Below are 25,819 nucleotides of genomic sequence, written 5' to 3' on the forward strand. Positions count from 1 at the left end.
GTCGCTGTTAAGGAGTTCAGCGCAGCCCTGTCACCGACGGCCTGGCAAGGCGTTCCAGACCTGTCCAGAGTGACGTAATGTCTGATTCATTCAGATAGTTGGCCGTCGGAGTTGGCGATCTCGCCAGGGCTCCGCCCAGGAGTGAAGCGTTAAGTGAACGGCCCGAAGGCCCCGCTGGCGGCATCGACGCCCGGCGGTGAGGGGTGACGTACGGTACGGACACCGATGCGTCACCCAGGCGAAACAGGTCTTCCTTAATTTCTGTCGAGCGACAGGAACGAACGGCTCAGCTGGTCGCCCCGGTGCGTGGATCCGGGCTGCTGACGAATACGCAGACGAGCTCGGCGGTCTCAGCCCACGGGTTGGACAGGCGGTGCGGTGTCGTGGCCGGAAAGGCAAGCGTGTCGCCGGGCTTCAGCTCGAACCGCTGGGTGCCGACCTCGATGGCCAGGCGGCCGACGGCGAGGTAGTTGAACTCATGGCCGGCGTGGCGTACGAACTCCTCGCCCGGCGGTGAGACGGCTCCGGGTTCGTAGGTGAGGAGCAGGCAGTTAGCCCCTGGCAGGGAGTGGCCGCTGAGCACCCTGAACTGCTCTCCCCCTTGAAGGTCCACGACCCGCTGGGCTTCGCGCGGGATGAACTCCACGGCCTGGCGCATGTGGGCCGCCAGGCCGTCGCGTACGACATCATCCTGACCGGCCGACGGCGGGAACGGCCCGGTCGCGGCGTGCGCACCCGACCCGCCCGGGCTCGGCACCCCTGCGGAGAGGTCGGCGAGCGTCACGCCGAGCTGACGCGCGATCTCGTAGGCCGTCTTGACCGTGGGGCGGGTCTTGCCCGTCTCGATCTGCGACAACGCGCTGCCGCTGATGCCCGCACGGCGGGCCAGTTCCCGCAGGGATATGTTCTGCGCGTTGCGCGCCACGCGGATGTTGTGGCCAAGATCGGCGCCAAGGCCGTTGGAGGCGGGGATCGTACGGTCCGTCATGGCCGTGAGTCTATCGAGCGACTGCTTAACAGGGCCGTAACGCGAACTACGGTCGGGGCTGTGTAGCCTGCGTTAAGCAGTGTGCAGTCATTCCTTAACGGATCGGCGGGCGGGGCGTCGGCTTCCGTAGCTCTTGCAGAGGAGTAGCCGCAAGATGCCCACCGACGACCACCGACCGCAGCTGATCGACCTCGCCTCGCGTGCCCTCGGTGGCAGCGTCGTCACGGCGAACGACGAATCCTTCGGCGAGAAGGAGAACCTGATCGTCCCCACCGCCGCGGACTTCACCCCCGGCTCCTTCGGCCACAAGGGGGAGATCGTCGACGGCTGGGAGACCCGCCGCAGGCGCACCCCCGGCCACGACTGGGCACTGATCCGCCTGGGCAGCCCCGGGGTCATCCACTCCATCGACGTCGACACCAGCTTCTTCACCGGCAACTACCCGGAGCAGTGCCGCATCGAAGCCTGCGGCGTGGAGGGCTACCCGTCACCCGAGGAACTCGCCGCACCCGACGTCAACTGGGAGGAGATCGTTCCTCTCTCCCCGCTGGACGGCGGCACCCACAACCACTTCACCGTGACGGCGCCGGCCCGCTTCACCCACGTACGGCTGTCCATCCACCCGGACGGTGGCGTCGCCCGGCTCCGCGTCCACGGCCGCGTCATCCCGGACCCCCGCCGCTTCGACGGCCTCACCCTCGACCTGGCCGCCCGCGAACACGGCGGGGTGGTCGAGCTCGGCAGCGACACCTTCTACTCGTCCGCCGGCGTCCTCAACCTCCCCGGCCTCGCCCGGCACATGGGCGAGGGCTGGGAGACCCGCCGCCGCCGCGGCACGGGCAACGACTGGGCCATCATCAGCCTCGCCGCCCCCGGGCAGCTCCGGCAAATAGAGGTCGACACCTCTTACTACGTCAACAACGCCTCGGGCGAGTGCGCGTTGTACGGCGCGACCAGCGACACAACGCCGGGGTCCGACTCCCCCCTGTGGTTCCCCCTGCTGTCCCGGACCCGGCTGCAGCCCGACACCAGGCACTTCTTCAACGTCACCGCTACCGAGGCCGTCACCCACGTCCGCTTCGACGTCTTCCCCGACGGCGGGATCTCCCGCCTGCGCCTCCTCGGCTCCGTCGACTGCACCGCCTGGCCCGCGCTCGCCCTCCGCTGGTTCAACACCCTGCCCGCCGACCAAGCCCAGGCCATCCTCACCACCACCGCCGGGTTCACCCCGGAAACCGCCCAGGCACTCATCGCCCGCCGCCCCCTCACCCCCGGCGACCCAGCCACCGAAGCGATCCCGGGACTGCGCGGCGCCTGAGTCGCCGCTGTCCCGCCCGGCCCCGCCCGTGCTGACACCACCCCGGACCCCAGCACGCGGCACGGACGGCAGACTGTGGCCCATAACGACGCTGCCCGAAGCGGAGGTGCCTGTTGGGTGCCAGAATTTGCGCATGGGCTTTGACCAGGCGTTTTGCAACTGCAGTCGATCATGGCAAGCTCGGACTGCACGGCGCTGCGCATGCTCTACCTGATCTTCCTCCGACTCCTCGGACTGCTCTTGGGGAGTGTCATGAATCAGGTTTGCGCCGCGAGGCGCTGTCGGTTCGTGCGGGGGTGAGAGACCGTCGCCGCTGACCCTGTCGCAGCAGGGCGGTGAAGCTGAGGGCAGCCGGATCCGGGTGATGCCGGGGAGGGCGGGAGCAGCCCTGAGCGCTGCCCGAGGGCAAGCCCGTCGAGATCAGCAGGCTGGCCAAGTCGTTCCACGGCGTCGACGAGCATGGTGGCATGTTCCGCGCCCACCTCGAACTCGCTGCCCTGGCCATTGCGCTGAAGCGGCGGGTCGTCGTCCTGCAGCCCGAGCCGGCCATGATCGTCTGAAGCTGCAAAGTGCCTGTTCAGAGGCTGTATGTGACATTTGACGCCCTACAGGCCCCCAGCGTCCCACTGACACCCAGGCCGGAACGCGGCGCGACGTCGGCCGGACGGCCGCGCCCCGATTGTCACGCCCCGAGGGTGAAGAGGTCAGCGCTGCCGTTCATTGACACCGTGAGAGACTGCATGGTGGGGTCCGTTCGAACGGGGCGGGGGCTGTCCGTAGCCAGGTTCGGCGTGGTGTCATACGTGGAAGAGGGGGCATCAGAATGCCTGCAGCAGGGCGCGCCGATCGGACCGGGAAGCGTGGGTCCGACGAGGCGGAAAGCGTGCTGCAGGCTGTCGAACCGCTGGTGGACGGTCTCGCGGCGACGTTCGGTCCGTACTGCGAGGTGGTACTGCACGACTACCGCTACCCGGAGAACAGCGTTCGCGCGGTGGCCGGATCGGTGACTTCCCGCCATGTCGGGGGCGCGATGAGCGAGATCGGCCTCGGATTGCTGGCGCAGGGTGACCAGGCCGAGGACCAGCTCAACTACGTCACACGCACTGCTGACGGCCGTATGGTGAAGTCCACGACGATGCTGCTGCGCACCGGCTCGGGACGGGTGGTCGGGGCCCTGTGCGTGAATCTCGACATTACCGAGCTGCGGGTGGCCGCCACCTCCCTGGCCGCGCTGGTCGGCAGTACCCCCGAGCCGGAGGCCACCGCTATGACGGTCTTCTCCGATGACATCGGCGAGGTCATCGAGACCGTGGTCGCGAAGGAGGAGGCGTCCATCGGCCGAGTGCTGCCGAGGGACACCCGTAAGGGCCGGCTCGCCATCATCGGGGCGCTGGACGCCAAGGGCGTCTTCAACCTGCCGAGGGCAGCCCAGCAGGTGGCCGCGCATCTCAATGTCTCTCGGGCGACCGTGTACGCCGATCTCAACGCGGTTCGTGGGACCGAAGCAGACGCGTAACAGGAGCCCCAAACTTTCCTTGACAGGTCATCCAGGTCGTTAGACAGTATGTCTGGCCGTCCTGGGCTGGTCTGTGCGAAGTCGCGCTGCTTCCCCGGGTGCCGCCGGTCATCGCAGTCGTCGGCCGGTGGCGATTGCATGGCGCACCCACCCATTGCGCAGCGATCGATGACCAACCACATCAGTGCCAGCACACCGTTGCCGTTTGCCGATGTGTGGAAATGTTGCGTTCATTTTTTGCTCTAAAAGGGATCTCGGGGCTATCCATGAATTCTAGGCCGGTCGCACCGAATCGGTTCTCCGACGCTGACCACCCCTACGCGCCGAGCCGCACAGCAGCAGGCTTGATTTTCGTGTCCGGACAGCTCGGCGTGCTCGACAGCGAGATTGTCCCTGGTGGAATCGCAGCCGAGGCCCGTCAGGCGCTGGTGAATCTCGAACTGCGCCTGGCGGAGCACGGTTGCGGTCCGGCCGACGTCGTGAAGACGACGGTGCTGCTGGCAGACCTCGCTGATCGCATCGAATTCGACACCATCTACGCCGAGTTCTTCACCGAGCCCCGCCCCGCTCGCACCTGCTACGCGGCAGGTGCACTTCCCTACGGCGCCCGGGTAGAGGTGGAGGCAATCGCCTCGGCCAGCGTTTCCCACGATTCGACGAATGAGTGACATGGCGACCCTCGCTACGGCTACCGGTTCGCCCAAAAAGGCCGGCCAGATGTCTGCACGGAGAGTTCCGGGACCCCTTGCAATTCTCGGCATCTTGTTCCTGGCGATAGCGGTCACATCGTCAGTTCTTCAAGAGTCGAGGGCCGCCGTCGCCCGCGCCGAAGGCTGATCTATCGGGATCGAGGAGAGTTATGAGCGACGAATCGGTTATCACAGCCCAGGGCGCGGATCACTCCGGCGCGGACAGCCTCGATGCTGTGCCGCACAACAAGCGTGACTACTCATTCTGGGCGTTGCTGTTCGTCTTTTTGGGCATGCAGGTTCCGGTCTCGTACTTCCTCGTCGGAGGGACCGTGACCGCCGGCCTGACGCTGGGCAACGCGTTTTTGATCACGGTGGTCGGATCGATCGTCGGCTTCCTGGTTCTCGGCGCCGTCGGGGTGATCGGCTGGCAGACCGGGGCGAGCACGATGGTCTGCACCCGGCCGGCTTTCGGGCGCTACGGGTCGTGGCTGCCCGCCTTGATCGCCTTCATTGAGTTGACCGGCTGGGACAGCGTGCATGTACAGCTGGCCGGCAAGCTGATGGGGACCATCGGCGCTCAGTGGGGCATGGGTTACACCTCCCTGTACAGCATCATCGTCGGCCTGTCCATTGTCGTCGTGGTCAGCCTCGGACACCGGTTGCTGCGCCTTCTGGAACGGTTCCTCGTCCCGGTGGTCGTCGTGCTCGTCGCCATGGCCCTGTACGCGGTGCTCAGCGGCCAGCATCTGACCCAGCTCTGGCACACGGCCGGCAAGGGGCACCTGACCTTCATGCTGGCGTTCGACGCCATGTTCATCTCGGCACTGACCTGGGTCCCGATGGTCAGCGACTACACCAGGTACGGCAAGAGCCGACGCGGTTCGTTCTGGTCGGCGTTCCTGTCGCTGCCCGTCGCGCTGTTCATGCTCCTCGTCGGGCAGATCGCGGCGGTAGGGCTCGGCAACCCCAATGCGCTGCTGGCCATGGTGCATCACGGCACCGTCTTCGGCTTGGTGGCCTTCTTCGTCGCGATGTTCGCCACGATCGCGACCGCCGCACTGATCATGTACTCGGCGTCGATGTCGCTTCTCAACATCGTACCCAAGGTACCGATCCGCCGGATCAACTACGGCACCGGTGCCGTAGTCATCGTCGCAGCGGTGACGGTCAACCTGCTCGGTTCCGTGCTGAACTGGCTGTCGTTCCAGGGCATCATGCTGATCCCGCTCTTCGCGATCGTGCTGACCGACTATTACGTTGTTCGCAAGAGGCACTACGACGTCGCCGAGCTGTACCGGCCCAAGGGCCTCTACTGGGGCACCGGCGGGTTCCACATCATCGGACTGGTCGCGTGGGTGATCGGTGCGATCGCCTACGAACTCGTGCACAACGGCGTTCCCTCGCTCGGCGGCGGTGTGGTGTGCTTCGTCGTCTCCAGCATCAGCTACTGGGCAATATCAACAATCACAGGGAAGCTCCGGCCCGGCGGCACCGATGCCACCGCCCGCGATGGCCGCCGCAACCCAGCGGCAGCGTCGCCGCGTACCTCGTCGGTACAGATAGGAGATGCCTCGTGAGCTTGCAGGGAAAGGTCGCAGTCGTCACGGGTGGGTTGTCCGGCATCGGTCGGGCGATCGCGACCCGACTGGCTGACGACGGCGCCCGGATCGTACTCGGCGACAGCGCCGAGACGTCCCGTGACGACGGCACGCCCGGTGACCGGCTTGCCGCGCAGTTGGGGGACGCGGTCCTGGTACGGGGAGACGTCGGGGAACCGGCCGATGTGGACCGGCTGTTCGATGCCGCCGTCTCCGCTTTCGGCAGCGTCGACATCCTGGTCAACAACGCCGGCGTCACCGCGTTCAAATCGCTGGCCGAGCTGACCGTCGAGGAATTCGACCTCGTGATGCGGACCAACGTCCGCGGCTCGTTCCTGTGCGCACGCCGCGCCGTGGCCCAGATGCGCCGGCAGGCCGGACGCGGTGTCATAGTCAACGTGGCTTCGAACTTCGCCTTCGTGGGCGCCACCGACGCCGTCGCCTACTCCACCTCCAAGGGTGCTGTGGCCTCGATGACCCAGGCGTTGGCCGTCGAGGTGGGTCACGACGGGATCAGGGTCAACGCCCTGTGCCCGGGCGCCACCGCGACCGAGTTCAACCGAATCCACCGCGCCCGGCCGGAGATCGCGGCCGAGTGGGAACGGATGACGCCACTGCGTCTCGACGGCGACCGGTACCTGGCCACCCCCGCGGAGATCGCCGACGCGGCGGCGTTCCTCGCCGACGACGCGTCCAGGTTCATGACCGGTGCGGCGCTGGTCGTCGACGGCGGCTGGAACGCCGCATGACGGATACGACCTCGCAGCACAGGACCGTACGTACGAAAGGAACCCCGTGAGCGACTCTGTCGGAGCACCCGGCACCCTGACGTGGCTCGGGCACGCCACCGTATTGATGGCGACTGAGGCCGGTACCCGGATCATGTTCGACCCGTGGCTGGAGGGCAACCCCAAGCGTCCCGAGGGTCTGACGGACATCGGGCCCCTCGACGGGATCGCCGTGACGCACGGGCACTTCGACCACATCGGCTCGGTGATCCCCCTCGCCGCCGAGACCGGCGCCCCGGTCATCTGCACCCCGGAACTGGCCGCGTACTTCAGCTCGGCCGGCGTGTCCGAGGTGATCGAGATGAACAAGGGGGGCACCATCCAGGTCGGCGACGTCGAGCTCACCATGGTCTCGGCCGACCACTCGTGTGGGATCGCCGTCACCGAGGGAACACCGAACGCCTACGGCGGCGACCCGGTCGGGTTCATCGCGTCGCCGCGATCCGGCGAGGGGCGGGTCTACGTCTCCGGGGACACCAACGTATTCGGCGACATGGCCCTGATCCGTGACCTGTACGCCCCCCATATCGGGCTCTTCCCGATCGACGGGCACTACAACATGGGCCCCCGCGAGGCCGCCCACGCGGTCGGACTGCTCGGCCTCGACCGGGCGGTGCCCATCCACTACGGCACCTTCCCGATCCTCACCGGTACCCCGGAGGAGCTCATCCGCCACCTGACCGAGCGTGGGACGACAGTGGACGTGGAGGTCATCGAACCGGGGCAGTCGGTGCCGCTCACGGCAAGGAGCCACCAGTGACCGCCGGGGACAGCCCGGCACTGTTCCCCGGCGTGCGGCTGGAACGAGACGTCGAGGCGACCATGCGCGACGGTACGGTGCTGCGCGCCGACGTCTACGCACCGGATACGCCCGGCGACCACCCGGTACTCCTGCTGCGCATCCCCTACGACAAGTCGATCGCACAGTCGATCGTCTACCGCCACCCCTCGTGGTACGCCAGGCACGGCTACCTCGTCGTGGTGCAGGACACCCGCGGCCGCCACGCGTCCGACGGTGACTTCGCCCCGCTGCGGCACGAAGCCGAGGACGGCTACGACAGTGTGCAGTGGGCGGCGCAACTGCCGAACAGCAATGGCCGGGTCGGCACCTACGGCTTCTCCTACGCCGGAGCCACCCAACTGCTCGCCGCAACCCAGCGGCCGCCGGCGCTCGTCTGCTGCGCGCCCGGGTTCACCAGCAGTGACTACTACGCGGACTGGACGTACGAGGGCGGGGCGTTGAACCTGGCGTTCATCGTCTCCTGGACGGCACAGCTGCTTGCCATCCCCGACGCGCTGCGCCGCGGACGCCCCGACGTCGCAGCGGCGATCGCTCGCCGGCTCGGCGACGTCCCGGCGCTGTACCGCGAGCGGCCGCTCGAAGAGTTTTCGCTGCTCGCGGGCACCGAGGTCGCGCAGTTCTTCTTCGACTGGCTCGAACACGACCGTCGCGACGACTACTGGAAACAGATCTCGCTCGAGCACCGCTACGACGACATCACCGTGCCGTGCCTGCACTTCGGCGGCTGGTACGACACGTTCTCCCCAGGCACGGTCAAGAATTATGCCGAACTCGCCCGGCGCGCCGGTGACCGGACCGACAGACACCGTCTAGTCGTGGGCCCGTGGGTGCACATCCCGTGGGCGCCGATCGTCGGCGGCACCGACTTCGGTGCCGAGGCGATCAACCGCATCAACGAACTCCAACTGCAGTGGTTCGACCACTGGCTCAAGGACCGTCCCACCGAGCTGGGCCCACCTGTACGGCTGTTCGTCATGGGGGCCAACACGTGGCTCGACGCCGACACATGGCCACCGCCTCGGACCACTGTTCAGGAATGGTTCCTGCGTTCCGACGGCAGGGCGAACTCGTTGTCAGGCACGGGCGAACTCACCAAGAGCCCACCCGCCGACGAGCCACCCGACGTCTACGTCTACGACCCGGGCAACCCTGCCCCCAGCGCAGGCGGCCGCTCCTGCTGCGACGCCTCGGTATCCCCTATGGGCCCTGCCTGCCAGCACGCGGTCGAGATTCGCAACGACGTCTTGGTCTACAGCACGTCACTACTGGAGCAACCCGTACGGGTCATCGGAGACGTCCGCCTGAAGCTCCACGCCGCAACCTCGGCGGTCGACACCGACTGGGTGGTACGGCTCGTCGACGTGGGGGAGGACGGAAGCACGGTCAACGTCAGCCAAGGAATCCTTCGAGCCCGGTACCGCGACGGACTGGACACCGCGAACCTGGTGGAACCGGGTGTCTCGTACGAGTACGACATCTCCTTGGGGCCGGCCTGCTGGGAGTTCGCCACAGGGCATCGAATCCGTGTGCAGATCACCAGCAGTGACTTCCCAGCCCACGACATCAACCCCAACACCGGCCAACGAGTGGGTGAGGTCGGGCAACTCGACGGCGTCGTCGCAACCCAGGTCATTTACCACGATGAACAGCGTCCTACGCGTCTGTTCCTCCCCGTCGCTACCTGACGCTGCGCTTGCCGAAGACCTCGGCCGGCTGACCTGACGCCGCACCTTCAACCGGCGTGCACCGAGGCCGGCGGCTTGCAACCCCGCCGACGACGGGCTCTCGAACCCCTCCTGAGTACAGGCCGGCGGGTACCGCGCGTTCCGGCCAGGAAAGGTTCCGTCGGAGGCCGAGCTGCCGGCGCAGCACCGCGACCTCATGGCGCAGCGCGAGCAGCTCGACACCCTTGGCCTCCTGCCAGCGTGACATCAGCAGGATCAGTCCGAGAAGCCGAACGAAGATCAGGTAGAGCACGCGCAACGCCATGCAGCCCGAGCCTCCCATGATCGCCTTAAGCTGCAATGTGCGTGTTCAGGAGCCGTGTGTGACTCTCGGTACCCCACAGGGTCACCGAGACAGACGATAACGCCTCCTCCGTGCCCTCTATCGCTGGCCCAGAGCGGTCCCGGAAGCCGCCCGATAGATGGTCAGTGGCGCTACGGCGGTAACCTGTCGGGCGTGGAGCGTCTCAGGGTGCCGGCTGAGGATCTGGACGAGGAGTCCTCGGCCTGGCTGCGCCACCTGGGCGCCGGGGGAGAGGAGCGGCGGGCGGCCGAGCGCGAACTGCACGCGCGGCTGGTCCGCATCGCGCTGGCCGAGGTCCGGCGCCGTTCGGCCAGCACTCCGGTTACCGGCCCGGAACTCGATGACGTCGCGCACCAGGCTGCTGGCGACGCCATGCTCGCGATCCTGGCGAAGCTCGCTGATTTTCGGGGCGAGAGCAGGTTCATCACGTGGGCGTACCGGTTCGTCATCCTGGAGGTGTCGAGCAAGCTCGGCCGTCACTACTGGCGCAATCCGCCGGTCGCGCTGGACGCCGGGCAGTGGGAGCGGCTTCCCGACCGGCTCGGGATCGACCCGGCGCGGCACGCGGAGGCGGCGGGCATCCTCGCGGAGGTGCGCCGGGTCGTCGAGGACGAGCTGACCAGCCACCAACGGCGCGTTTTCGTGGCGATCGTGGTCGACGGGATACCACTCGACGCGCTGACCGCCGAGCTGGGCGTGCGGCGTAACGCCATATACAAGGTGATTTTCGACGCGCGGCGAAAGATCCGCCGGGCGCTGGTCGCCAACGGGTACCTGGACGAGCCGGGCTTGGAGCGGGGATGAGCGAGTTCGACGGACTGGAGCGGTTCCTGCGAACCGACCCGCGCGATGTCGGCTGTGACGAGGCGATGGCCGTCCTGCACACCTATGTCGACCTCGTGGCCTTCGGCGAGGATGCGGCTGCGCGCTACCCCGGGGTCGCGGCGCACCTGCGGGCCTGCGGCCCGTGCGGTGAGGACTTCACCGGGCTCCTCCTGGCGGCTATCGACGGCTAGCCCGGCTTCGCCCAAGCCCGGCGAGGCGGACAACACTGGAGGCGCGGTGACAAGACGCGAGGTACTGGCGTTCGACCTGTACGGGACGCTGGTTGACCCGATCGCCATCTCCGGCGAGCTCGGCCGGGTCCTCGGCGACGCCGACGGCCGCGAGGCGGCCAGGCTCTGGCGAGTGAAGCAGCTGGAGTACTCTTTCCGGCTCACGGCTATGGGCCGTTACGAGGACTTCCGCTGGGTGACGTCACGCGCGCTTGACTTCACCCTCGCCTCCCTCGGGGCACACCTGCCGGACGGGCAGGCCCAGCGGCTGATCGAGTTCTATGACCACCTGCAGCCGTTCCCCGACGCCGTGCCCGCGCTGCGGGCGCTCGCCGGCATGGGGTACGAGCTCGCGGTGTTTTCCAACGGGACCCCCTCCATGATCGGAAACTGCCTTGACAACAGCGGCCTGGGGGACTTCATCGGCCAGCGGATCAGCGTCGACGAGGCGCGCGCGTTCAAGCCGTCGCCCGTGGCGTACCAGCACGCGGCCGGACGGCTGTCCCTGCCGATCGGGCAGATCCGCCTCGTCACCTGCAACGCGTTCGACAGCGTCGGGGCCGGCGCCGCCGGGATGCGCACGGCCTGGGTGAACCGCTCCGCCGCCCCGTTCGACACGATCGGGGCGCAGCCGGACCTCACCGTGCCCGCTCTGGACCGCCTGCCCGCGGCGCTGGCCTGCTGGACCGCGGCGCCGACCCGCTGACCGCGCGTCAGGCCGCGGCGGGGGCGGTGCTGACGTCCCAGATGACGCCGGTGTCGCTGCCCGCCAGGTGGGCGAGCAGGACAGCGGCCGAGTGCTCCGGGGTGATGAGGGTGCCCTCGGCGAAGTTCCTGTTGAACCGCTCGTGCAGGCCGGGGCCGATATGCTCGGGGTCCTGCTGCCGGATCCAGGCCTGCATGGCGGTGTCGACCCCGCCCGGCCGGTAGGCGTTCACGGTAACGCCGGTGCCGCGCAGTTCGGCGGCGAGGTTCACGGTGTGCGCCTCCAGGGCGGCCTTCGTGGTCGCGTAGGCGTTCCCGCGGACCATGCCGGCCGGCTTGGCGACGATCCCGCTGGAGACGTTGACGACGCGGCCCCAGCCCACGTCGAGCATGCCGGGCACGACGGCGGCGGTGAGCGCGGCCGGCGCGACGACATTGACTTCGAACGCCAGGCGCAGGTCCGCCGCCGCGATGCCGGCGGTGGGCCCGAGCGGCTCGACGGTGGCCGCGTTGTTGACCAGGATGTCGACGCGGCCCGCCGTGAGCACGGCCGCTGCGGCGTGGCCGCGCTGCTCCTCGTCGGCCAGGTCGGCCGGCACCACGCGGACGCGCTCCGCGGGAACACCCTGTTCGGCCAGCAGGGCGCGGGTCTCGTCCAACTGTTCGGCGGTGCGCGCGAGCAGGACCACGCGGGCACCGGCGCCGCCGAGCCCGAGCGCGACGGCGCGGCCGATGCCCCGTCCGGCACCGGTGATCAGCGCGGTCTTGCCAGTGAAGTCAGCTGCCACTGCGGTCTCCTCAACGGTGGTCAGTTCGAGCGGCACGGGGAGTCACCCGTGGTCGTTCCGCTGACTGCTCTTGAATTTCCCGGATGCCTGCTTAGCGGCGCGCGGCGGCGGTGTCTTACCAGGTCCGTCCGCGCGGAATTCACCGGTAAGACCACGGTAAGACCCCGGGATCCACCGGTAAGACCCGGGGCGGAACCGACGCGTACGTACCAGGCGGTCCGGTCCGGCATCGCCGCGAACAACGTTGAAGGAGAATTCCGATGCCCCTGCTCAACCTCGGCGACCCGTTCCCGCGGCTGACGATCAGTACCACCGACGGGCAGTCGCTCGCCCTCCCGGACGCGTTCGCCGGCGACTTCGCCGTCGTGCTCTTCTACCGGGGCGCCTGGTGCCCGTACTGCAACGCGCAGCTGCGCACCTTCGAGCGGGCCGGCCAGACGCTTGCGGACAACGGCATCCGGGTCGCCGCCCTCTCGGTCGACGACAAGGAGAGCACCGCCGCGCTGGTCGCCAAGCACAAGCTGACTTTCCCCGTCGGCTACGGGGCCGACGCGGAAGCGGTCGCCGAGGTCACCGGGGCCTTCGTCAACCCTGACCCGGTGTACCTGCAGTCCACCGGGTTCGTGCTGGACCCGGCGGGTAACGTCGTGGTCAGCGTGTATTCAAGCGGCGCTATCGGGCGGCTCGTCCCCGACGATGTCGTGGGCCTGGTCCGCTACCTGCGCGAGCACTCGGCCTCCACGACGGCCTGACGGAACAGGAGACGGCGGCATGACGGATGCGGACATCCACTTCTACTTCGACCCTGTATGCCCGTTCGCCTGGATGACGAGCAAGTGGGTGCGCATGGTCGCGGCGCAGCGGGACTACACCGTCGACTGGCGCTTCATCTCGCTCCGCGTGATCAACTCCGGGCTCGACTACGACAGCCACTTCCCCGCCGGCTACGAGGAGGGGCACACCTCGGGGCTGCGGCTGCTGCGGGTCGCGGCGCGGGCGCGGGCAGAGCACGGGCAGGACGCCGCCGGGGCTTTCTACAAGGCTGTCAGCAGCGAGATCTTCGACGCTCCCGGCGCCGCCGAGCTGACACCCGCCACCCGGGGCAGCCGCGCCTTCGTCGAGCCGCTGCTCGCCAGGGCGGCCCTGCCCGCCGGCCTGGCGGACGCGCTCGACGACACGCGATGGGACGGCGAGATACGCGCCGAAGGCGACGAGGCACTGTCGCTGACGGGCAGGGATGTCGGCACGCCGATCATCCACTTCGGCCCGCCGGCCGGCGCGGCGTTCTTCGGCCCGGTGATCAGCAGGCTTCCCGGCCCCGAGGATGCCGTCCGGCTCTGGGACCACGTCACGGCGCTCGCCGCGTTCCCCGGCTTCGCCGAGCTCAAGCGGAGCCTGCGCGAACGGCCGCAACTGCGCAGCTTCGGCGTAGAGCCCGGCACGGCCGGCGCAGAGGAAGACTGGCACGCCGGCAGCCGCAAGACGGCGTCATGATGACCCAGTCTCCCGGACGACAGTGGCCCCTCCTCAGCCGCCCGAAGACCCGGTCCCGGTGCCGGCGGATCGGCTGGCGTCCTGTGGCCGCGACCTCCTCGCGGGCCCTGCCGGGGCGCGTCTAAAGAAAGTCGCAGGTGAGCAGCGCTTCGGCCTGGCTGCGCAGGAAGTCGGCCCAGGTCGTGCTCTGCCGCTCGGGCGCGGATGGGATGCCGTGCTCGCGGAGGATCTCCCACATCGGTACGCGGACGGTGCGCCCTCAGTCCTGGGTGAGTACGCCCCCTGTCGGACGGCACGGCGCAGACGCCGGTGAGGTGGCGTCGAGGGTGCTCTGTCGGCGACGGCGGTGCTTGCGGCGAGCTTTCACCGCTCGGTGCCGGGTGTCCGACCAGCGGATTCCGCTGCCATCGCGCGGCGGCCGGAGGGAGGATGGGGCCACCATCAGAGCAAAGGTTCGAGTCGGGAGCGCAGCACATGAGCACAGTGGCTGTAACGGGGGCGACCGGGAAGACCGGCCGGGTCGTGGTCGCGGATCTGGTCGAGCAGGGGTACGAGGTGCTTGCCGTGGACGTTGCGGTGGGACCGGCCGAGCGGGCGTGGGCGAACCGGCTCGGCGTGCCGCTGCTGCGTGCCGACCTCACGGACTACGGTCAGGCCGTGGACGCACTGAGCGCAGCCGGAAGCGTCGTCCACCTGGCCAACATTCCGGCCCCCGGCCTCCACCCGGCCGCCCACACACTCACCACGAACACGGCGATGAACGACAACGTCTTCCTCGCCGCCGCGCACAACAAGCTGGGCCGCGTCGTATGGGCGTCCAGCGAGACCACCCTTGGCCTGCCCTTCGATGTTCCGCCCCGCTACGCCCCCGTGGACGAGGACCACTACCCCTACCCGACCTCCACCTACGCGCTGTCCAAGGTCCTCGGCGAGACCGCGGCGGAGCAGATCTCCGGTTGGTCGGGCATTCCCTTCGTGGCCCTGCGGCTGTCCAACGTCCACCTGGTGGAGGACTACGCGCTGGTGCCCGGGTACTGGTCCGACCCGCACGCGCGCAAGTGGAACCTGTGGGGTTACGTGGACGCGCGCGACGTGGCGCAGGCGTGTCGGCGTGGGTTGGCCGCCCCCGTCACGGGTGCGTCCAGCTATGTCATCGCCGCGGCCGACACGGTCATGGATCGCCCCTCCGCGGACCTTCTCGCCGCGGTCTTCCCCGACGTGAGGCTGACCCGGGAGATCGGGACGTACGAGACGCTGCTCAGCGTGCGGCGGGCCCGTGAGGTGCTGGGGTACGAGCCGCAGCACTCGTGGCGGGACCATGTGAACGACTGAGCCAGTCCGGGCAGCGCCCCGGCCGAGAGCCGGGGCGGGGGACTGCGGCGCCGAGTGCGCCACGGTCGGGGATCAGCCGGTCATCGGCCGCAGGCTGGACGGGACGCGGGATCAGCGGGTCGCCCACGCCTCCTGCGCGGTCGTCACGGGTGACCCCGTAGCCGCCGATTCCTCGACCGCCAGGGCCAGCAGATGGTCCTGGCAGCCCTCGGCCAGCGGATACGGTTCCGGCGCGGCGTCCCGCGCCCATGCGCCCGTGCGGCACAGCAGGTCCACCACGGCGAGGTCGTCCTCGGACAGACTCGCCCCCAGATAGTCGTTGCGCCACACCACCCGTCCGTCGAAGGAGATGTGGTGCACCTCCGCCCCTTCCAGGTTGAGGTCCGTGCCGGTGCGGCGCCGTATCAGCGGGGACTCGATGGGCGTGCGCGGACCGGCCATCCGCACCACGGTGTCGTCCACGATCTCGCCGAGGGAACCGCGCACCACGATCCGGCGGGCGCGCAGTGGATTCCACCACTGGTTGTCCGTGAAGTCGTAGAGCCCTGTGCGGGCCCCGCCGAAGTCCAGGAAGGCGAGGGTGGTGACGGCGTCCTTGGGCGTGAGGTCGTCCGACCAGCCGCCGGGGGACAGCGGGTCGGCGAGCGGGGCGGTGAAGGCCCGGGCCGTCACCATTGCGGGATCGGAACCGACGCCCAGCGTGTGCCGGATCAGCGACATCGCGTGATACATGTGCGTCGAGGACACCTGGACCGACGTGACCTCGCCGATCACCCCCTCTCGCACGAGCGCGATACGAGCAGCGTGGCCGGGCATCAGCGTGTACTGCTCCGCGACCTGGACGAGTGCGCTGCCGTCGGCGCGCGTGGCGCCCCCCACGGCAGCCCACAACTCCCGCAGCCCGCGTACGTCGGGGGCGGGCGGTGTTTCCGCGAGGACCGGTACGTCGCGCTCGACGAGTTCTCCTACGACCTGGGGCGTGACGTCCCACGGCACCGACGGAATCACGAACTCCGGCCCGGTGCGGCACAGTTCGTCGAGGCTTCGGAAGGCGGGCACCCCCCACTCCGCCTCCACCTGCTGGGCGCGTGCGGCCGACCGCGTCACCACGCCGGCCACCGCCAGCCGTTCGGGCAGGGCCCTCGCCAGCCGGGCGAAGAACCCGGCCCGCCAGCCACTGCCCACGATGCCGAAACGTATGGGTGCTGCGCTCACGTGTCCGTTCCTCCCTCATCCGCGCCGCGAGTCTAAACCCGGCGCCTACCCGGCGCGCCGCCGCAGCGGACCGGCAAGCCTGCGAGAGGGCTCGGTCTGAGGCGACCTGCGGGCGGCGAGAGCCTCAGGCGAGCCGCACCGACCAGCAGTGTGGTCCGGCTGCCGGATCCGTGCTGGACCGTGTCCCGGATCGGGCGATCACCGCAGGTCGCAGCCGAGTCGTCGCTGTTCCGCCTCAACGGAACAGGCAGAGGACGCGCAACGGCATGCAGCCCGAGCGCAGCTTTCTGAACCGGTACGGGGGCGCTGGGTACGGCCGTGCGGCGTATGTCATGGCCAGCAATTCGTCATGAGCCTCTTAGACGATCCCGGACCAGGTGGCGACATAGGTGAAGTCCGCCACCCACCGCTCCTTCGGACGGGACGCCGTGAAGTCGCGTTCAAGCGGGTCCGTGGCCCGTTCCTGGTCGTCGTCCCGGACGGTGGTGCGGATCTTGTTGCCGCGCCGGACGCCTTCCAGGCCGAGGTCGTGCATCAGCCGGGCGACGGTGCAGCGGAACACGGCTATGCCTTCGCGGTGGAGTTGCCGCCATATTTTGCGGACCCCGTAGAGCTGAAGTTGTCTGTGTGGACGCGGCTGATCTGCGTCTTCGGTTCGGCATCACGGCCTCCGAAGCCTGCTGGGTCGTCAATTGTCCGGCAACCCGCCTCCATCAGGACCGGGGCGTACCAGAGCCTCCACCAGACCCGCAGCCGTTCAGTCGTCCTGAGCCGTTTGTGGGTGGTGTGCAACTGCCCGCGGTTCCCGTGTGTCCAACCTCCATGGGACGGCCTCGAAACGGGATCGAGGCGGAATCTCGGCGCACGGGGGGGTGTGTTCGGTGATGCTGACGCAGTTCCGGACGACGGATCTGCCCACGGCGGACCGGTTCGACTGCTGGGACGCCATGATGACGAGCACGTTGGTGCCGAACGCGCTCCGCAGTGACCACGAAGACGACTTCCGGGCGAGCGTGCGGCTGCTGGATCTCGGCACGGTGCAGGTAAGTGCCTTGTCCTACCCGCCGTTGGAGACCCTGCGCACCACCAGGCTGATCCGGCGGGGCGACCCCGAGTGCTATCAGGCGATGGTGAACCTGCGCGGAGGCCACCGGATCGTCCAGGGCGGCAGGGACATCACGAGCGGCCCGGGCGATCTGCTGTGCTACGACACCACACGGCCCTGGGAGGGCTGGGCCGGAGACCGCTCGCTCACGGTGGAGGGGGTGATGGTGCAGGTTCCCCGTGCGCTGCTGCCGCTGCCGGCCAACAGGGTGGAACGACTGATCCCGTTATGCCTGCCGGCCGCGTCCGGGATCGCCGCCCTGTTCTCCGGTTACCTCCGGCAGATGGTCGCCGGTGCCGCCGCGTACCGGGCGACGGAGGGCACACACCTGGTCAACACCACCGTCGAACTGCTGACGGCGCTGCTCGTCCACCACCTCGACGGAGGCACCGCGGTACCGGACGAGACCCAACGCCATGCCCTGCTCCTGCAGGTCCAGGCATTCGTCCAACGGCACCTGGGAGACCCGCGGCTGGATCCGGCCACGATAGCCGCGGCGCACCACCTCTCCGTCCGTTCCCTGCACCGCCTGTTCGGGGAGCAGGGCACCACCGTCGCCGGCTGGATCCGCTCACGCCGACTGGAGCGCTGCCACCGCGACCTGGCCGACCCCCTGCTGCGGCGCCGGCCGATCCACGCCATCAGCACCCGCTGGGGCCTGACCGACCCGGCCCACTTCAGCCGTGTCTTCCGCGCCGCCTACGGCATGTCCCCCAGTGAGTACCGGCACGTGTCACTCGCCTGCCGTGGGAGTCACCCATCGTCAACGGCCGGGCGCTGACCGACAACGACATACGCCCCGTCGCGCCGCAGACTTCACGTGACGCGTGCCGACGCATGCGTCGGAGGGTAACCGAACAAGGGGGAGGCATCCCATGAGCAATCCGAAACGAGTCCGTGTGGTGGCCGCGGCCATAGCGGCACTGGCCGTTCCGGCCGGCCTGCTGGTGACAGCGCCCACCGCGTCCGCGGCCGCGACGGCGGCGGCGGCGTACAACGGAGTCTGTGGCTCCGGCTATGTGGTGGTGAACTCGGCAGCGATCGCCAACGTGGGCACGGTCTATCTGACCTACAACTCCAAGACCGGCAAGAACTGTGTCGTGACCAAGCGCAACACCGTCGGCAGCCCCACGTACATGTTCGCCTACCTCAACGTCGTCGGCCGCCCGGAGACCGAGGCGGCGGTCGACGAGGGCCAGTACCGGTCCTACGCGGGCCCGGTGTACAAGTACGCGCCCGGCGTCTGTGTCGAGTGGGGCGGCGGCATCGGCACCTGGCAGACGTTCAACGCGAGTTCGAACTGCGGCCGGGCGGCGGCCAAGACGCTGTACGCGGGGAAGGACGTCAAGTTCCGCGACAGGCACCAGCGCTGAGACGGAACGAACGGCCTATGAACAACGGGAGCCCTCGCACCTGCGACGAGGGCTCCCGTTTCGCCGCCACGTAAGCCGGCGGGCGGCCTGTGGGGCTCGGAAATTCATCGCTGCAGCTCAAGCGGCATGTCTGTACTTGACTCCGGCGAGGACGCGGGCGCGTAGGAGCCTTTGTGCGTAGGGGTCGTGCCCGATAGCGGGCTGGTCCTGAGCCTCGGGCGGTCGTTGGTCTCGGGCCTGTTGTGGTGGATGTCTGTTGTAGTGGTGCTGGTACTCGGCGAGCACCTGTGGGGCGTGGGCCTCGTTCGTGATCAGAACGTGGTCGAGTGCCTCCCGGCGGATCGTGCCGATCACGCGCTCGCAGTGGGCGTTCATCCATCCGTGGCGCCTGCGGCGCGCTTGGCAGCACCTCCATCTCCTCCGCTTCGAAGACGGCGTCGAAGGAGCTGGTGTACTTGTTGTCGCGGTCGCGAAGGGCGAAGCACGCCGATGCACTCGATCGCCGAGCTGATCGGCCGGCGCCTGAACGTGCCGACGAAGTGTCACTGCCGAACGAAGAGGCCGCCGGCCACGTCGGCTGGCTCGCACCCCTCGCGTCGCGGGACGACCACATCTCGAGCGAACTGACGAAGCAACAGCTCGGGTTGATCCCGACCGGCCCTGACCTGCTCACCGACATCGACCGGACGGCGTATTTCACCGCCAGGTGAGCCGCGCTCCCACCGGCGGCCCGCGCCGCCGAGAACTCCTGTCAAGGTAAGGGAAACCGTCCATGACCAACAGCCCTACCTCGGAGGCTCGTTCCGTGTCGATCTGGTCGGCGAGATGATCGTCGAATGGGACGTGCCGATCGAGGCCGGCGACGGGAACGTGCTGCGTGCCGACGTCTTCCGGCCCCACCGAGCCCGGCACCCACCCAGTAGTCCTCACCTACGGCCCGTACGGCAAGGGCAAGCCGTTCCAGCAGTACCAGCCCCGCCGAGGCGGTGCCGGCCCTGGCCACACCGGGGCGGCGCTCGGCGGCGCATCGACGCCTTACCGACCTGTGAAAGCTTTCCGTGCTGATAACACGCTGTTCCGATCCCAGTCATCGCCCACGACATTGCCCGTAACGAACGCCACCAATTCTTTCTAACCGTCGTTACGATCGATGGGCTCTGACGGTTAGAGGAGAAGGTGCACCATGGTCACATGGGCAAGCAGGAGAGTGGCCGCGTGGACGGCCGTCGCGGCCGCTGCCGTGACGACCGCGACCGCATGCGGTTCGACGGCCACGTCAGGGGCGGGCGGCAGCGCGGCGAAGCCGACACTCGTCCTCTACTCGGCCATGGGCTACGACCAGCCGGTGGCCGACGCCTTCCAGAAGGCGACCGGTATCCCGACCAAGGTCGTGGACGACAGCACGGGACCGCTGCTGGCGAAGGTGGCCGCGGAGAGGGCCAATCCGCAGTGGGGCCTGCTGTGGGCCGACGGTGCCGAGTGGGCGGCGGCGCTGGACAACCAGGGACAGTTGCTGAAGGGCTACACCCCCTCGGTCACCTTCAACGCGGCAGGCCAGGCCGCCCTGCCCAAGGACAAGAGCTACACCCCGTCCGGCGTGACCATGGCCGGCACCATCGTCTACGACACGACCAAGACGCCGAAGCCGCCGACCTCCTGGCAGGACCTGCTGACCCCGGCCTGGAAGGGCAAGGTCGGCATGAACAACCCTGCCGTGTCCGGGCCGACCTACCCGTTCGTGGCCGGAATGATGAACAAGCTCGGCGGTGAGTCCAGGGGCAAGGACTACTACACCAAGCTCAAGGCGAACGGGCTGCACGTCTTCCAGACGAACGGCGACACGCTGCACGCGCTCGCCACCGGGCAGATCGACATCGCCCTCATCCAGAGCTCGGCCGGCCTCGGCGCGGCCAAGAAGGTAAACGACCCCCACCTCAAGACTGCCTTCGTCGACGGCGTCAGCCTGCTGCCGGGTGTCATGGCCATCGACGCCAAGTCGCCCGCCGCGGTGCAGGCCGAGGCCAAGAAGTTCGAGCAGTTCGTGCTCAGTCCAGCCGGACAGCAGGCCGCCAAGAACGGCAACCCGACCGGCGACTCGCTGTTCTGGCCGGTGGTCCAGGGCGTCTCGCCGCTTCCGGCCGTCCCCCCGCTGTCTTCGGTCAAGTACCAGACGGTTGACCCGACCATCTGGGGCCCGAAGGAAGCGGAGATCAACTCGTGGTTCACCGCGAACATCGCGAAGTAGTGGCATGACGACGAACAGGCTCGCCCCGGCTCCGGCGGCCGACCGGGGCAAGCGCCCTCGGGAGGCGGCCGGCCGGCCAGGGCCGAAGCGTGCAGCCCGGTGGGGGCAGCCACGGCTCGGCGGGGTCGGCCCGGCCGTGCGCACCCTGGCGGGGCCTCTCGCCGGGGCCGCCGCCGGGCTGGTGCTGCTGGCGCCGGTGGGAGGGTTCCTCCTGGTCGCGGTCAGCCCCAGGACATTCGGCCAGGGCTCGGCGTGGTTCACCCTGGCGCCTTTCGGCTCCGCGCTGAGCGGGAGCATGCTGCGGGCGCTGCTGGACACCGCCCTCACGGGAGCGGCCGCCGCGGTGCTCGCCGCGGCGGTCGGCACCGCTCTGGCGCTGCTGCTGGGTCGGGCCAAGGTCCCGGGTGACGGCCTGTGGCGGATGGCGATCTGGGCCGTGCTGCTCGCCCCGTCCTATCTCGAAGCGCTCGGCTGGGCCCGCCTCGTGGAACCGGACGGGGTCCTGACCCAGCTCCTGGGCATGGACGTCGGCTGGCTGCGTCACTTGGTGCTGGGGCCGCTCGGGGTGATCTGGGTCCTCGGCAGCCGCGGCGTGCCTTTCGCCTTCTTCGCGGTCTCCGGCTCCGTCGCGGGACTCGGCCGCGACTTTGAGGACGCGGCGCGGGTGCACGGCGCGGGAACCCGCTCCCGGCTCCGGATCACGCTCGGCATGCTCGCCCCAGGACTGTGGGCGGCCGTCGCGATCGTCTTCGCGGAGGCCATCAGCGACTACGGCGTGGCCGCGACACTCGCCGCGGACGCGCACTTCCCTATCGCCACCTACGCCCTCGCCGGTGCCGTGACCAACTTCCCCGCGGACTACCCGACGGCGGCGGCGGTGGGCTGGCTGCTGATGGTGCTGATCGTGCTGGCCATGCTGGCGCAGCGCAGGGCGACCCGCGGCCGGTCCTACGCGGTGCTGTCCGGGCGTACCCGCTTCACGGCCCGGGTGCCGCTGAGCGGCCGACGCTCGGCGGCGGCCCTGGCCGGTCTCGGCCTCTTCTTCCTGCTCGCGCTCGCCGTACCGGCTCTGGGGGTGGTCTCCGCCTCCATGCTCGGACCCTTCGGCACCGTGACGGCGCACAGCTTCACGCTGGACAACTACCGGCAGGTCTTCCAGCAGTCCAATCTGCTCGCGCCGCTCCTGCTGTCCCTGCAACTGGCGGCCGTCACCGCGACGGTGGCGCTGATCGGCGCCGTGCTCGTGGCCCGCTTCCTCTCCCGCAGCGCTCGTACCGGCGCCGGACGGGCGGCGGGCGTGCTGGACCTGCTCCTGCTGGGGGCCGTCGCCCTGCCCTCGATCGTGCTGGGCGCCGGTTACATCTTCACGTACAACCTGCCGCTGATGAACGTCCTGGGCATCCACCTCTACGGCACCCTGACGCTGCTGGCCATCGGTCTGCTCGCGGGCGCCCTGCCGGGGGCGTCACGGATGCTGGCGGGTTCCTTCGCGCAGGTGCAGGACTCCATGCTGGCGGCGGCGCGGGTGCACGGCGCGGGACCGGGACGGACCTGGGCCACGACCGTCCTGCCCCTACTGTCCAGGGGGCTGTTGTGGACGTGGCTGCTGACCTTCGGCGACCGGTTCCTGGAGCTACCGCTTGCTTCGATGCTGTATCCCCCCGGTCAGCAGCCGCTATCGGTCGCGGTGACCAGTCTGATCGTCAACTACGACTTCGGCACCGGCACCGCCTCGCTGGTGATCGCCTGCGCGGGCGTCCTTCTCGTCATCGCTCTCGCACTTCTGACCTTCCGTCTCGTCGCCCCGTCGGGCTGGCATCGATTGGAGCAACGGTGAAATCCGAACTCAGGGCCGAGGTCACCCAGCTGCAGATCGACGGGGTGGTCAAGCGGTACGGCCCCCACACGGTCCTCGACGACGTTTCGCTGACCGTCGAGGCCGGCGAGTTCCACGTCCTGTTGGGACCGTCGGGGTCCGGCAAGAGCACGCTGCTGCGGGTGATCGCCGGTATCGAGCGGGTCGACGAGGGCCAGGTGCTGCTCGGCGACCGGGTCGTGGCCGACCGGCGGGTGTGCGTGCCGCCGGAGCGGCGGGGCCTCGGCATGGTCTTCCAGGACTACGCCTTGTGGCCGCACATGACCGTCGCCGACAACGTCGGCTATGCCCTGCGCAGGCAGGGGATCGATCGGGCGGAGGTGACGGCGCGGGTGGGCGCGCTGCTGGAGCGGGTCGGGCTGGGCGGCTACGCACGGCGTCACCCCGGCGAACTGTCCGGCGGCGAACAGCAGCGCGTCGCCCTGGCCCGCGCCCTCGCGGGGCGCCCCAGCCTGCTGCTGTTCGACGAGCCGCTGTCCAATCTGGACGCCGACCTCAAGGAACGGCTTCGTGTGGAGATCGCCACGCTGGCCCGGGAGACCGGTGCGACAACGATCTACATCACCCACGACCAGTCGGAGGCGTTCGCGCTGGCCGACCGGATCAGCGTGCTGCGCGAGGGCCGGCTGGTGCAGCAAGGGACTCCGGAGACCATCTACTCCCGGCCCGCCTCGCCCTTCGTGGCGCGTTTCACCGGCCTGTCCGGGGAGCTGTCCGCGACGGTCGCGGGGCTGGCGGAGGACGGCGCGGTGCGCGTACGGGTGCTGGACCGCACGCTCGTGGCCCACGCGCCGACCAGGCCGTCCGACGGCGCGTCGGTGGATCTGCTGATGCGACCCGCGGCCCTGCGGATCGGCCGCCCGGACGCGGCAGGGGCGGAACGCACGCTCACCGGTTTCATCAAGGACACCGCCTATCGGGGGCGCGGGTACGACCACGTCGTCGAACTCCCGGACGGGGCGCTGCTTTGCGGGGTCTTCGACCAGCGGGCCTGGCCGCGGGGCCAGACCGTCACGCTGACCGTGGAGGCCGGCGGATGTTTCGCCTACCCCAGCGCCGGACGTGCCGCGTCCGACGTCCCTGCAGGTGTCGCACGCACGATAACCACTGGAGGAATCCTATGAGCGGGACTGCACTGGTCCTCGCCGTCTTTCTGGCCTGCGCGGTGGAAGCCGTCGAGGCACTCACCATCGTCCTGGCCGCGGGTGTCACCCGCGGCTGGCGCTCGCCCCTGCTCGGAGTCGGCGCGGCGCTGCTCGTCCTGGCGGTCGTGGTGGCCGTGCTCGGGCCGGCCGTCGGCCGGATCCCGATGGGTGCGATGCAGTTGGTGATCGGCACCCTGCTGCTCGTCTTCGGGCTCCAGTGGCTGCGCAAGGCGATCCTGCGGGCGTCGGGGTACAAGGCGCTGCACGACGAGGACAAGATCTACCGGGAGCAGGTCGCGGCCGCCGAGACCGCTTCCCACGAGAGCCGGGCCTTCGTCACCGACTGGTACGGCTTCACTCTGGCATTCAAGGGTGTGCTCCTCGAGGGCCTGGAGGTGGCGTTCATCGTGGTCACCTTCGGCTCCGTCCAGGGCCGGATCGGGACGGCGGCGCTCGGGGCCGCCGCCGCAGTGGTGCTGGTGGTCGCGGTCGGCCTGCTGGTGAGGGGGCCGCTGGCCAAGGTGCCCGAGAACACCATGAAGTTCGCGGTGGGTGTTCTGCTCACCGCCTTCGGCACCTTCTGGGGTGCCGAAGGCGCCGGGGTCCAATGGCCGGGCGCCGACGCCGCGTTGCTGGTCCTTGTCCCCGGGGTCCTCGCCGTGTCCCTTGCCTACGTGGCCCTACTGCGCCGTACCGGCGTGGCGGCCCGCACCCAGAACGCCGGAGCGGCCTCATGACACCGATCACGCGATTCCTGCGCTTCTGGTACGACTTCCTGGTCGGCGACGACTGGACCGTCGCGGTGGGCGTGGTCCTGGCGCTCGCCGTCACCGCGCTGCTTGTCACCGGTGACGTCCCGGCCTGGTGGCTGGTACCGGTCGCGGCGGTGGCGCTGCTGGGGGTGTCGTTGAGGCGGGCGACCCGCGGCGCGTAGCGGTCTGCCGGAGCAACGAGCCGGCGGGACGGGGACCCGCTCCCCCTCACGCCGGCCCGCCTCCGGCGGCGGTCAGCGGGTCTCGCCCTCCTCGAGATAGACCCGCGCGGCGTACTCCTCCAGGACCTGTTCGCAGCGCTTCAGCGCCGCCCCCACCTCCGCGCGGCCGGACGCCGACAGCAGGTCGCGCTTGCGCACCTTGGCGAACCAGTTCTTGAGCTTGGTGAGGTCCTCGTCGTTCTCCTCGAGCTCGGCGTAGGTGAAGTGGTCGGCCTGGTACTCCTTCTCCACCTGCTCCAGGAAGTCCTTGCAGCGGTCGATGATCTCCTCGTACTCGTCGTCCCGGGCTGCGTTGAACGCGGCGGCGACATCGCTTTCCCCGGCGAGCACCTCGGAGCCGAGCAGCTGGGCCGTGCCCCCCATGTCGATGATCTCCTTGCGCAGTACACGCAGCGCCCGCTCCGCGGCGAGGGTACGGGGGAAGGCCGCCACCGAGTTCTGCAGATAGATCGCGCCCAGGCCCTTGATACGGCGCCACACCGCGGCCCTGAGCCGGGTCGGCTCGCTCGGCACCCGGTAGACGAGCACCAGCCACCGCTGCCCGTGACCTGCCACCTCGGCGCCTTCGGGTTCCCCCTCCTGCTCCGAAGCCGTCGAAACCACCGTGCACCTCCCAGTCGACCCGCTTGCCGCAGCCACCATACGGGGATCGCGCAAGCGCCGCCCACATCGTTGCCGATCAGCGCGCTGGCCGACCTGGTAGTGCGGCTCGTTGATCATCGTGGTGACCTCGAACCCCGCGATGTCGGGGGTGCTGGAGAA

General features: G+C 69.2%; 27 protein-coding genes and 2 pseudogenes. 21 read left to right on the plus strand and 8 right to left on the minus strand.

Going from position 1 to position 25,819, the window contains the following annotated elements:
- Positions 1-286: 286 nt before the first annotated feature.
- Entirely contained in the window at positions 287-988 is a 702-nt protein-coding gene (locus ABZ396_RS24270; RefSeq protein ID WP_358925282.1) for an XRE family transcriptional regulator, read from the minus strand.
- 154 nt (positions 989-1,142) lie between these two features.
- On the opposite strand from ABZ396_RS24270, the gene alc reads away from it, so the two are divergent.
- From alc to ABZ396_RS24305, 7 genes are all read left to right on the plus strand, one after another.
- Positions 1,143-2,306 (plus strand): allantoicase, encoded by a 1,164-nt coding sequence (gene alc, locus ABZ396_RS24275; RefSeq protein WP_358925283.1) that lies wholly within the window; start codon positions 1,143-1,145, stop codon positions 2,304-2,306.
- A gap of 883 nt (positions 2,307-3,189) precedes the next feature.
- Positions 3,190-3,822: a PAS domain-containing protein gene (locus ABZ396_RS24280; protein ID WP_358925285.1), complete on the plus strand. Its 633-nt coding sequence runs from the start codon at positions 3,190-3,192 to the stop codon at positions 3,820-3,822.
- A gap of 266 nt (positions 3,823-4,088) precedes the next feature.
- Complete coding sequence (locus ABZ396_RS24285) at positions 4,089-4,490, plus strand: RidA family protein (RefSeq protein WP_358925287.1); 402 nt, start codon at positions 4,089-4,091, stop codon at positions 4,488-4,490.
- A gap of 191 nt (positions 4,491-4,681) precedes the next feature.
- Entirely contained in the window at positions 4,682-6,091 is a 1,410-nt protein-coding gene (locus ABZ396_RS24290) for a cytosine permease (protein ID WP_358925289.1), read from the plus strand.
- Positions 6,088-6,861, plus strand: a complete 774-nt coding sequence (locus tag ABZ396_RS24295; RefSeq protein WP_358925291.1) for a glucose 1-dehydrogenase — start codon at positions 6,088-6,090, stop codon at positions 6,859-6,861. Before ABZ396_RS24290 ends, ABZ396_RS24295 begins: the two co-directional genes overlap by 4 nt.
- A 46-nt stretch (positions 6,862-6,907) precedes the next feature.
- The gene (locus tag ABZ396_RS24300) at positions 6,908-7,660 is read left to right on the plus strand and encodes a metal-dependent hydrolase (RefSeq protein WP_358925293.1); all 753 of its coding nucleotides are present in this window, start codon (positions 6,908-6,910) and stop codon (positions 7,658-7,660) included.
- Positions 7,657-9,387: a CocE/NonD family hydrolase gene (locus ABZ396_RS24305; protein ID WP_358925295.1), complete on the plus strand. Its 1,731-nt coding sequence runs from the start codon at positions 7,657-7,659 to the stop codon at positions 9,385-9,387. Before ABZ396_RS24300 ends, ABZ396_RS24305 begins: the two co-directional genes overlap by 4 nt.
- On the opposite strand, the gene ABZ396_RS24310 is transcribed toward ABZ396_RS24305, so the two are convergent.
- The gene (locus ABZ396_RS24310; protein ID WP_358925297.1) at positions 9,380-9,691 is read right to left on the minus strand and encodes a hypothetical protein; all 312 of its coding nucleotides are present in this window, start codon (positions 9,689-9,691) and stop codon (positions 9,380-9,382) included. The genes ABZ396_RS24305 and ABZ396_RS24310 overlap by 8 nt on opposite strands.
- A gap of 192 nt (positions 9,692-9,883) precedes the next feature.
- Here ABZ396_RS24310 and ABZ396_RS24315 point away from each other — a divergent pair, with 192 nt between their 5' ends.
- From ABZ396_RS24315 to ABZ396_RS24325, 3 genes are read left to right on the plus strand one after another with little or no spacing between them, the layout of a single operon-like run.
- Positions 9,884-10,534: a sigma-70 family RNA polymerase sigma factor gene (locus ABZ396_RS24315; protein WP_358925298.1), complete on the plus strand. Its 651-nt coding sequence runs from the start codon at positions 9,884-9,886 to the stop codon at positions 10,532-10,534.
- Positions 10,531-10,746 (plus strand): hypothetical protein, encoded by a 216-nt coding sequence (locus ABZ396_RS24320; RefSeq protein ID WP_358925299.1) that lies wholly within the window; start codon positions 10,531-10,533, stop codon positions 10,744-10,746. The genes ABZ396_RS24315 and ABZ396_RS24320 overlap by 4 nt, the downstream gene beginning before the upstream one ends.
- A gap of 46 nt (positions 10,747-10,792) precedes the next feature.
- Entirely contained in the window at positions 10,793-11,491 is a 699-nt protein-coding gene (locus ABZ396_RS24325; RefSeq protein WP_358925301.1) for a haloacid dehalogenase type II, read from the plus strand.
- 7 nt (positions 11,492-11,498) lie between these two features.
- Here the strand turns inward: ABZ396_RS24325 and ABZ396_RS24330 are convergent, their stop codons facing one another.
- Entirely contained in the window at positions 11,499-12,278 is a 780-nt protein-coding gene (locus ABZ396_RS24330) for an SDR family oxidoreductase (RefSeq protein ID WP_358925303.1), read from the minus strand.
- 260 nt (positions 12,279-12,538) lie between these two features.
- Here ABZ396_RS24330 and ABZ396_RS24335 point away from each other — a divergent pair, with 260 nt between their 5' ends.
- Both ABZ396_RS24335 and ABZ396_RS24340 read left to right on the plus strand, forming a co-directional pair.
- Positions 12,539-13,030 carry a peroxiredoxin family protein gene (locus tag ABZ396_RS24335; RefSeq protein ID WP_358925305.1) on the plus strand — a complete coding sequence of 164 codons (492 nt, stop codon included), beginning with the start codon at positions 12,539-12,541 and terminating at the stop codon, positions 13,028-13,030.
- Positions 13,031-13,049: 19 nt separating this feature from the next.
- Positions 13,050-13,772 carry a hypothetical protein gene (locus tag ABZ396_RS24340; protein ID WP_358925306.1) on the plus strand — a complete coding sequence of 241 codons (723 nt, stop codon included), beginning with the start codon at positions 13,050-13,052 and terminating at the stop codon, positions 13,770-13,772.
- A 130-nt stretch (positions 13,773-13,902) separates the two neighbouring features.
- Here ABZ396_RS24340 and ABZ396_RS24345 read toward each other — a convergent pair.
- Positions 13,903-14,010: pseudogene (locus ABZ396_RS24345) on the minus strand (integrase); the annotation flags it as partial.
- Positions 14,011-14,246: 236 nt separating this feature from the next.
- Between ABZ396_RS24345 and ABZ396_RS24350 the strand changes: the two are divergent.
- Entirely contained in the window at positions 14,247-15,104 is an 858-nt protein-coding gene (locus ABZ396_RS24350; RefSeq protein WP_358925308.1) for an NAD(P)-dependent oxidoreductase, read from the plus strand.
- Between the two features lie 111 nt (positions 15,105-15,215).
- On the opposite strand, the gene ABZ396_RS24355 is transcribed toward ABZ396_RS24350, so the two are convergent.
- Positions 15,216-16,319 carry a Gfo/Idh/MocA family oxidoreductase gene (locus ABZ396_RS24355; RefSeq protein ID WP_358925310.1) on the minus strand — a complete coding sequence of 368 codons (1,104 nt, stop codon included), beginning with the start codon at positions 16,317-16,319 and terminating at the stop codon, positions 15,216-15,218.
- A gap of 358 nt (positions 16,320-16,677) precedes the next feature.
- Positions 16,678-16,923 (minus strand): annotated as a pseudogene (locus ABZ396_RS24360) (IS3 family transposase); the annotation flags it as partial.
- A 280-nt stretch (positions 16,924-17,203) separates the two neighbouring features.
- Between ABZ396_RS24360 and ABZ396_RS24365 the strand changes: the two are divergent.
- Both ABZ396_RS24365 and ABZ396_RS24370 read left to right on the plus strand, forming a co-directional pair.
- Entirely contained in the window at positions 17,204-18,205 is a 1,002-nt protein-coding gene (locus ABZ396_RS24365; protein WP_358925311.1) for a helix-turn-helix domain-containing protein, read from the plus strand.
- 94 nt (positions 18,206-18,299) lie between these two features.
- Complete coding sequence (locus ABZ396_RS24370; protein WP_358925313.1) at positions 18,300-18,797, plus strand: spore-associated protein A; 498 nt, start codon at positions 18,300-18,302, stop codon at positions 18,795-18,797.
- Positions 18,798-18,914: 117 nt separating this feature from the next.
- Here the strand turns inward: ABZ396_RS24370 and ABZ396_RS24375 are convergent, their stop codons facing one another.
- Complete coding sequence (locus ABZ396_RS24375; protein WP_358925315.1) at positions 18,915-19,172, minus strand: integrase core domain-containing protein; 258 nt, start codon at positions 19,170-19,172, stop codon at positions 18,915-18,917.
- Positions 19,173-19,246: 74 nt separating this feature from the next.
- On the opposite strand from ABZ396_RS24375, the gene ABZ396_RS24380 reads away from it, so the two are divergent.
- From ABZ396_RS24380 to ABZ396_RS24405, 6 genes are all read left to right on the plus strand, one after another.
- Entirely contained in the window at positions 19,247-19,507 is a 261-nt protein-coding gene (locus ABZ396_RS24380; protein WP_358925316.1) for a hypothetical protein, read from the plus strand.
- Between the two features lie 473 nt (positions 19,508-19,980).
- On the plus strand, positions 19,981-21,042 hold the full coding sequence (locus tag ABZ396_RS24385; protein WP_358925318.1) for an ABC transporter substrate-binding protein: 1,062 nt from the start codon (positions 19,981-19,983) through the stop codon (positions 21,040-21,042).
- Positions 21,043-21,046: 4 nt separating this feature from the next.
- Entirely contained in the window at positions 21,047-22,879 is a 1,833-nt protein-coding gene (locus ABZ396_RS24390; protein ID WP_358925320.1) for a hypothetical protein, read from the plus strand.
- Positions 22,876-24,042, plus strand: coding sequence for an ABC transporter ATP-binding protein (locus tag ABZ396_RS24395; protein WP_358925322.1), 1,167 nt, complete (start codon positions 22,876-22,878; stop codon positions 24,040-24,042). Before ABZ396_RS24390 ends, ABZ396_RS24395 begins: the two co-directional genes overlap by 4 nt.
- The gene (locus ABZ396_RS24400) at positions 24,039-24,800 is read left to right on the plus strand and encodes a hypothetical protein (protein ID WP_358925324.1); all 762 of its coding nucleotides are present in this window, start codon (positions 24,039-24,041) and stop codon (positions 24,798-24,800) included. The genes ABZ396_RS24395 and ABZ396_RS24400 overlap by 4 nt, the downstream gene beginning before the upstream one ends.
- Positions 24,797-24,997 carry a hypothetical protein gene (locus ABZ396_RS24405; RefSeq protein WP_358925325.1) on the plus strand — a complete coding sequence of 67 codons (201 nt, stop codon included), beginning with the start codon at positions 24,797-24,799 and terminating at the stop codon, positions 24,995-24,997. The genes ABZ396_RS24400 and ABZ396_RS24405 overlap by 4 nt, the downstream gene beginning before the upstream one ends.
- A gap of 72 nt (positions 24,998-25,069) precedes the next feature.
- On the opposite strand, the gene ABZ396_RS24410 is transcribed toward ABZ396_RS24405, so the two are convergent.
- Positions 25,070-25,660: a Chromate resistance protein ChrB gene (locus tag ABZ396_RS24410; protein WP_358925327.1), complete on the minus strand. Its 591-nt coding sequence runs from the start codon at positions 25,658-25,660 to the stop codon at positions 25,070-25,072.
- Positions 25,661-25,819 lie beyond the last annotated feature (159 nt).

Origin of the sequence: Streptomyces sp. NPDC005866, assembly GCF_040629895.1 — a bacterium.
GTDB lineage: Bacteria > Actinomycetota > Actinomycetes > Streptomycetales > Streptomycetaceae > Streptomyces.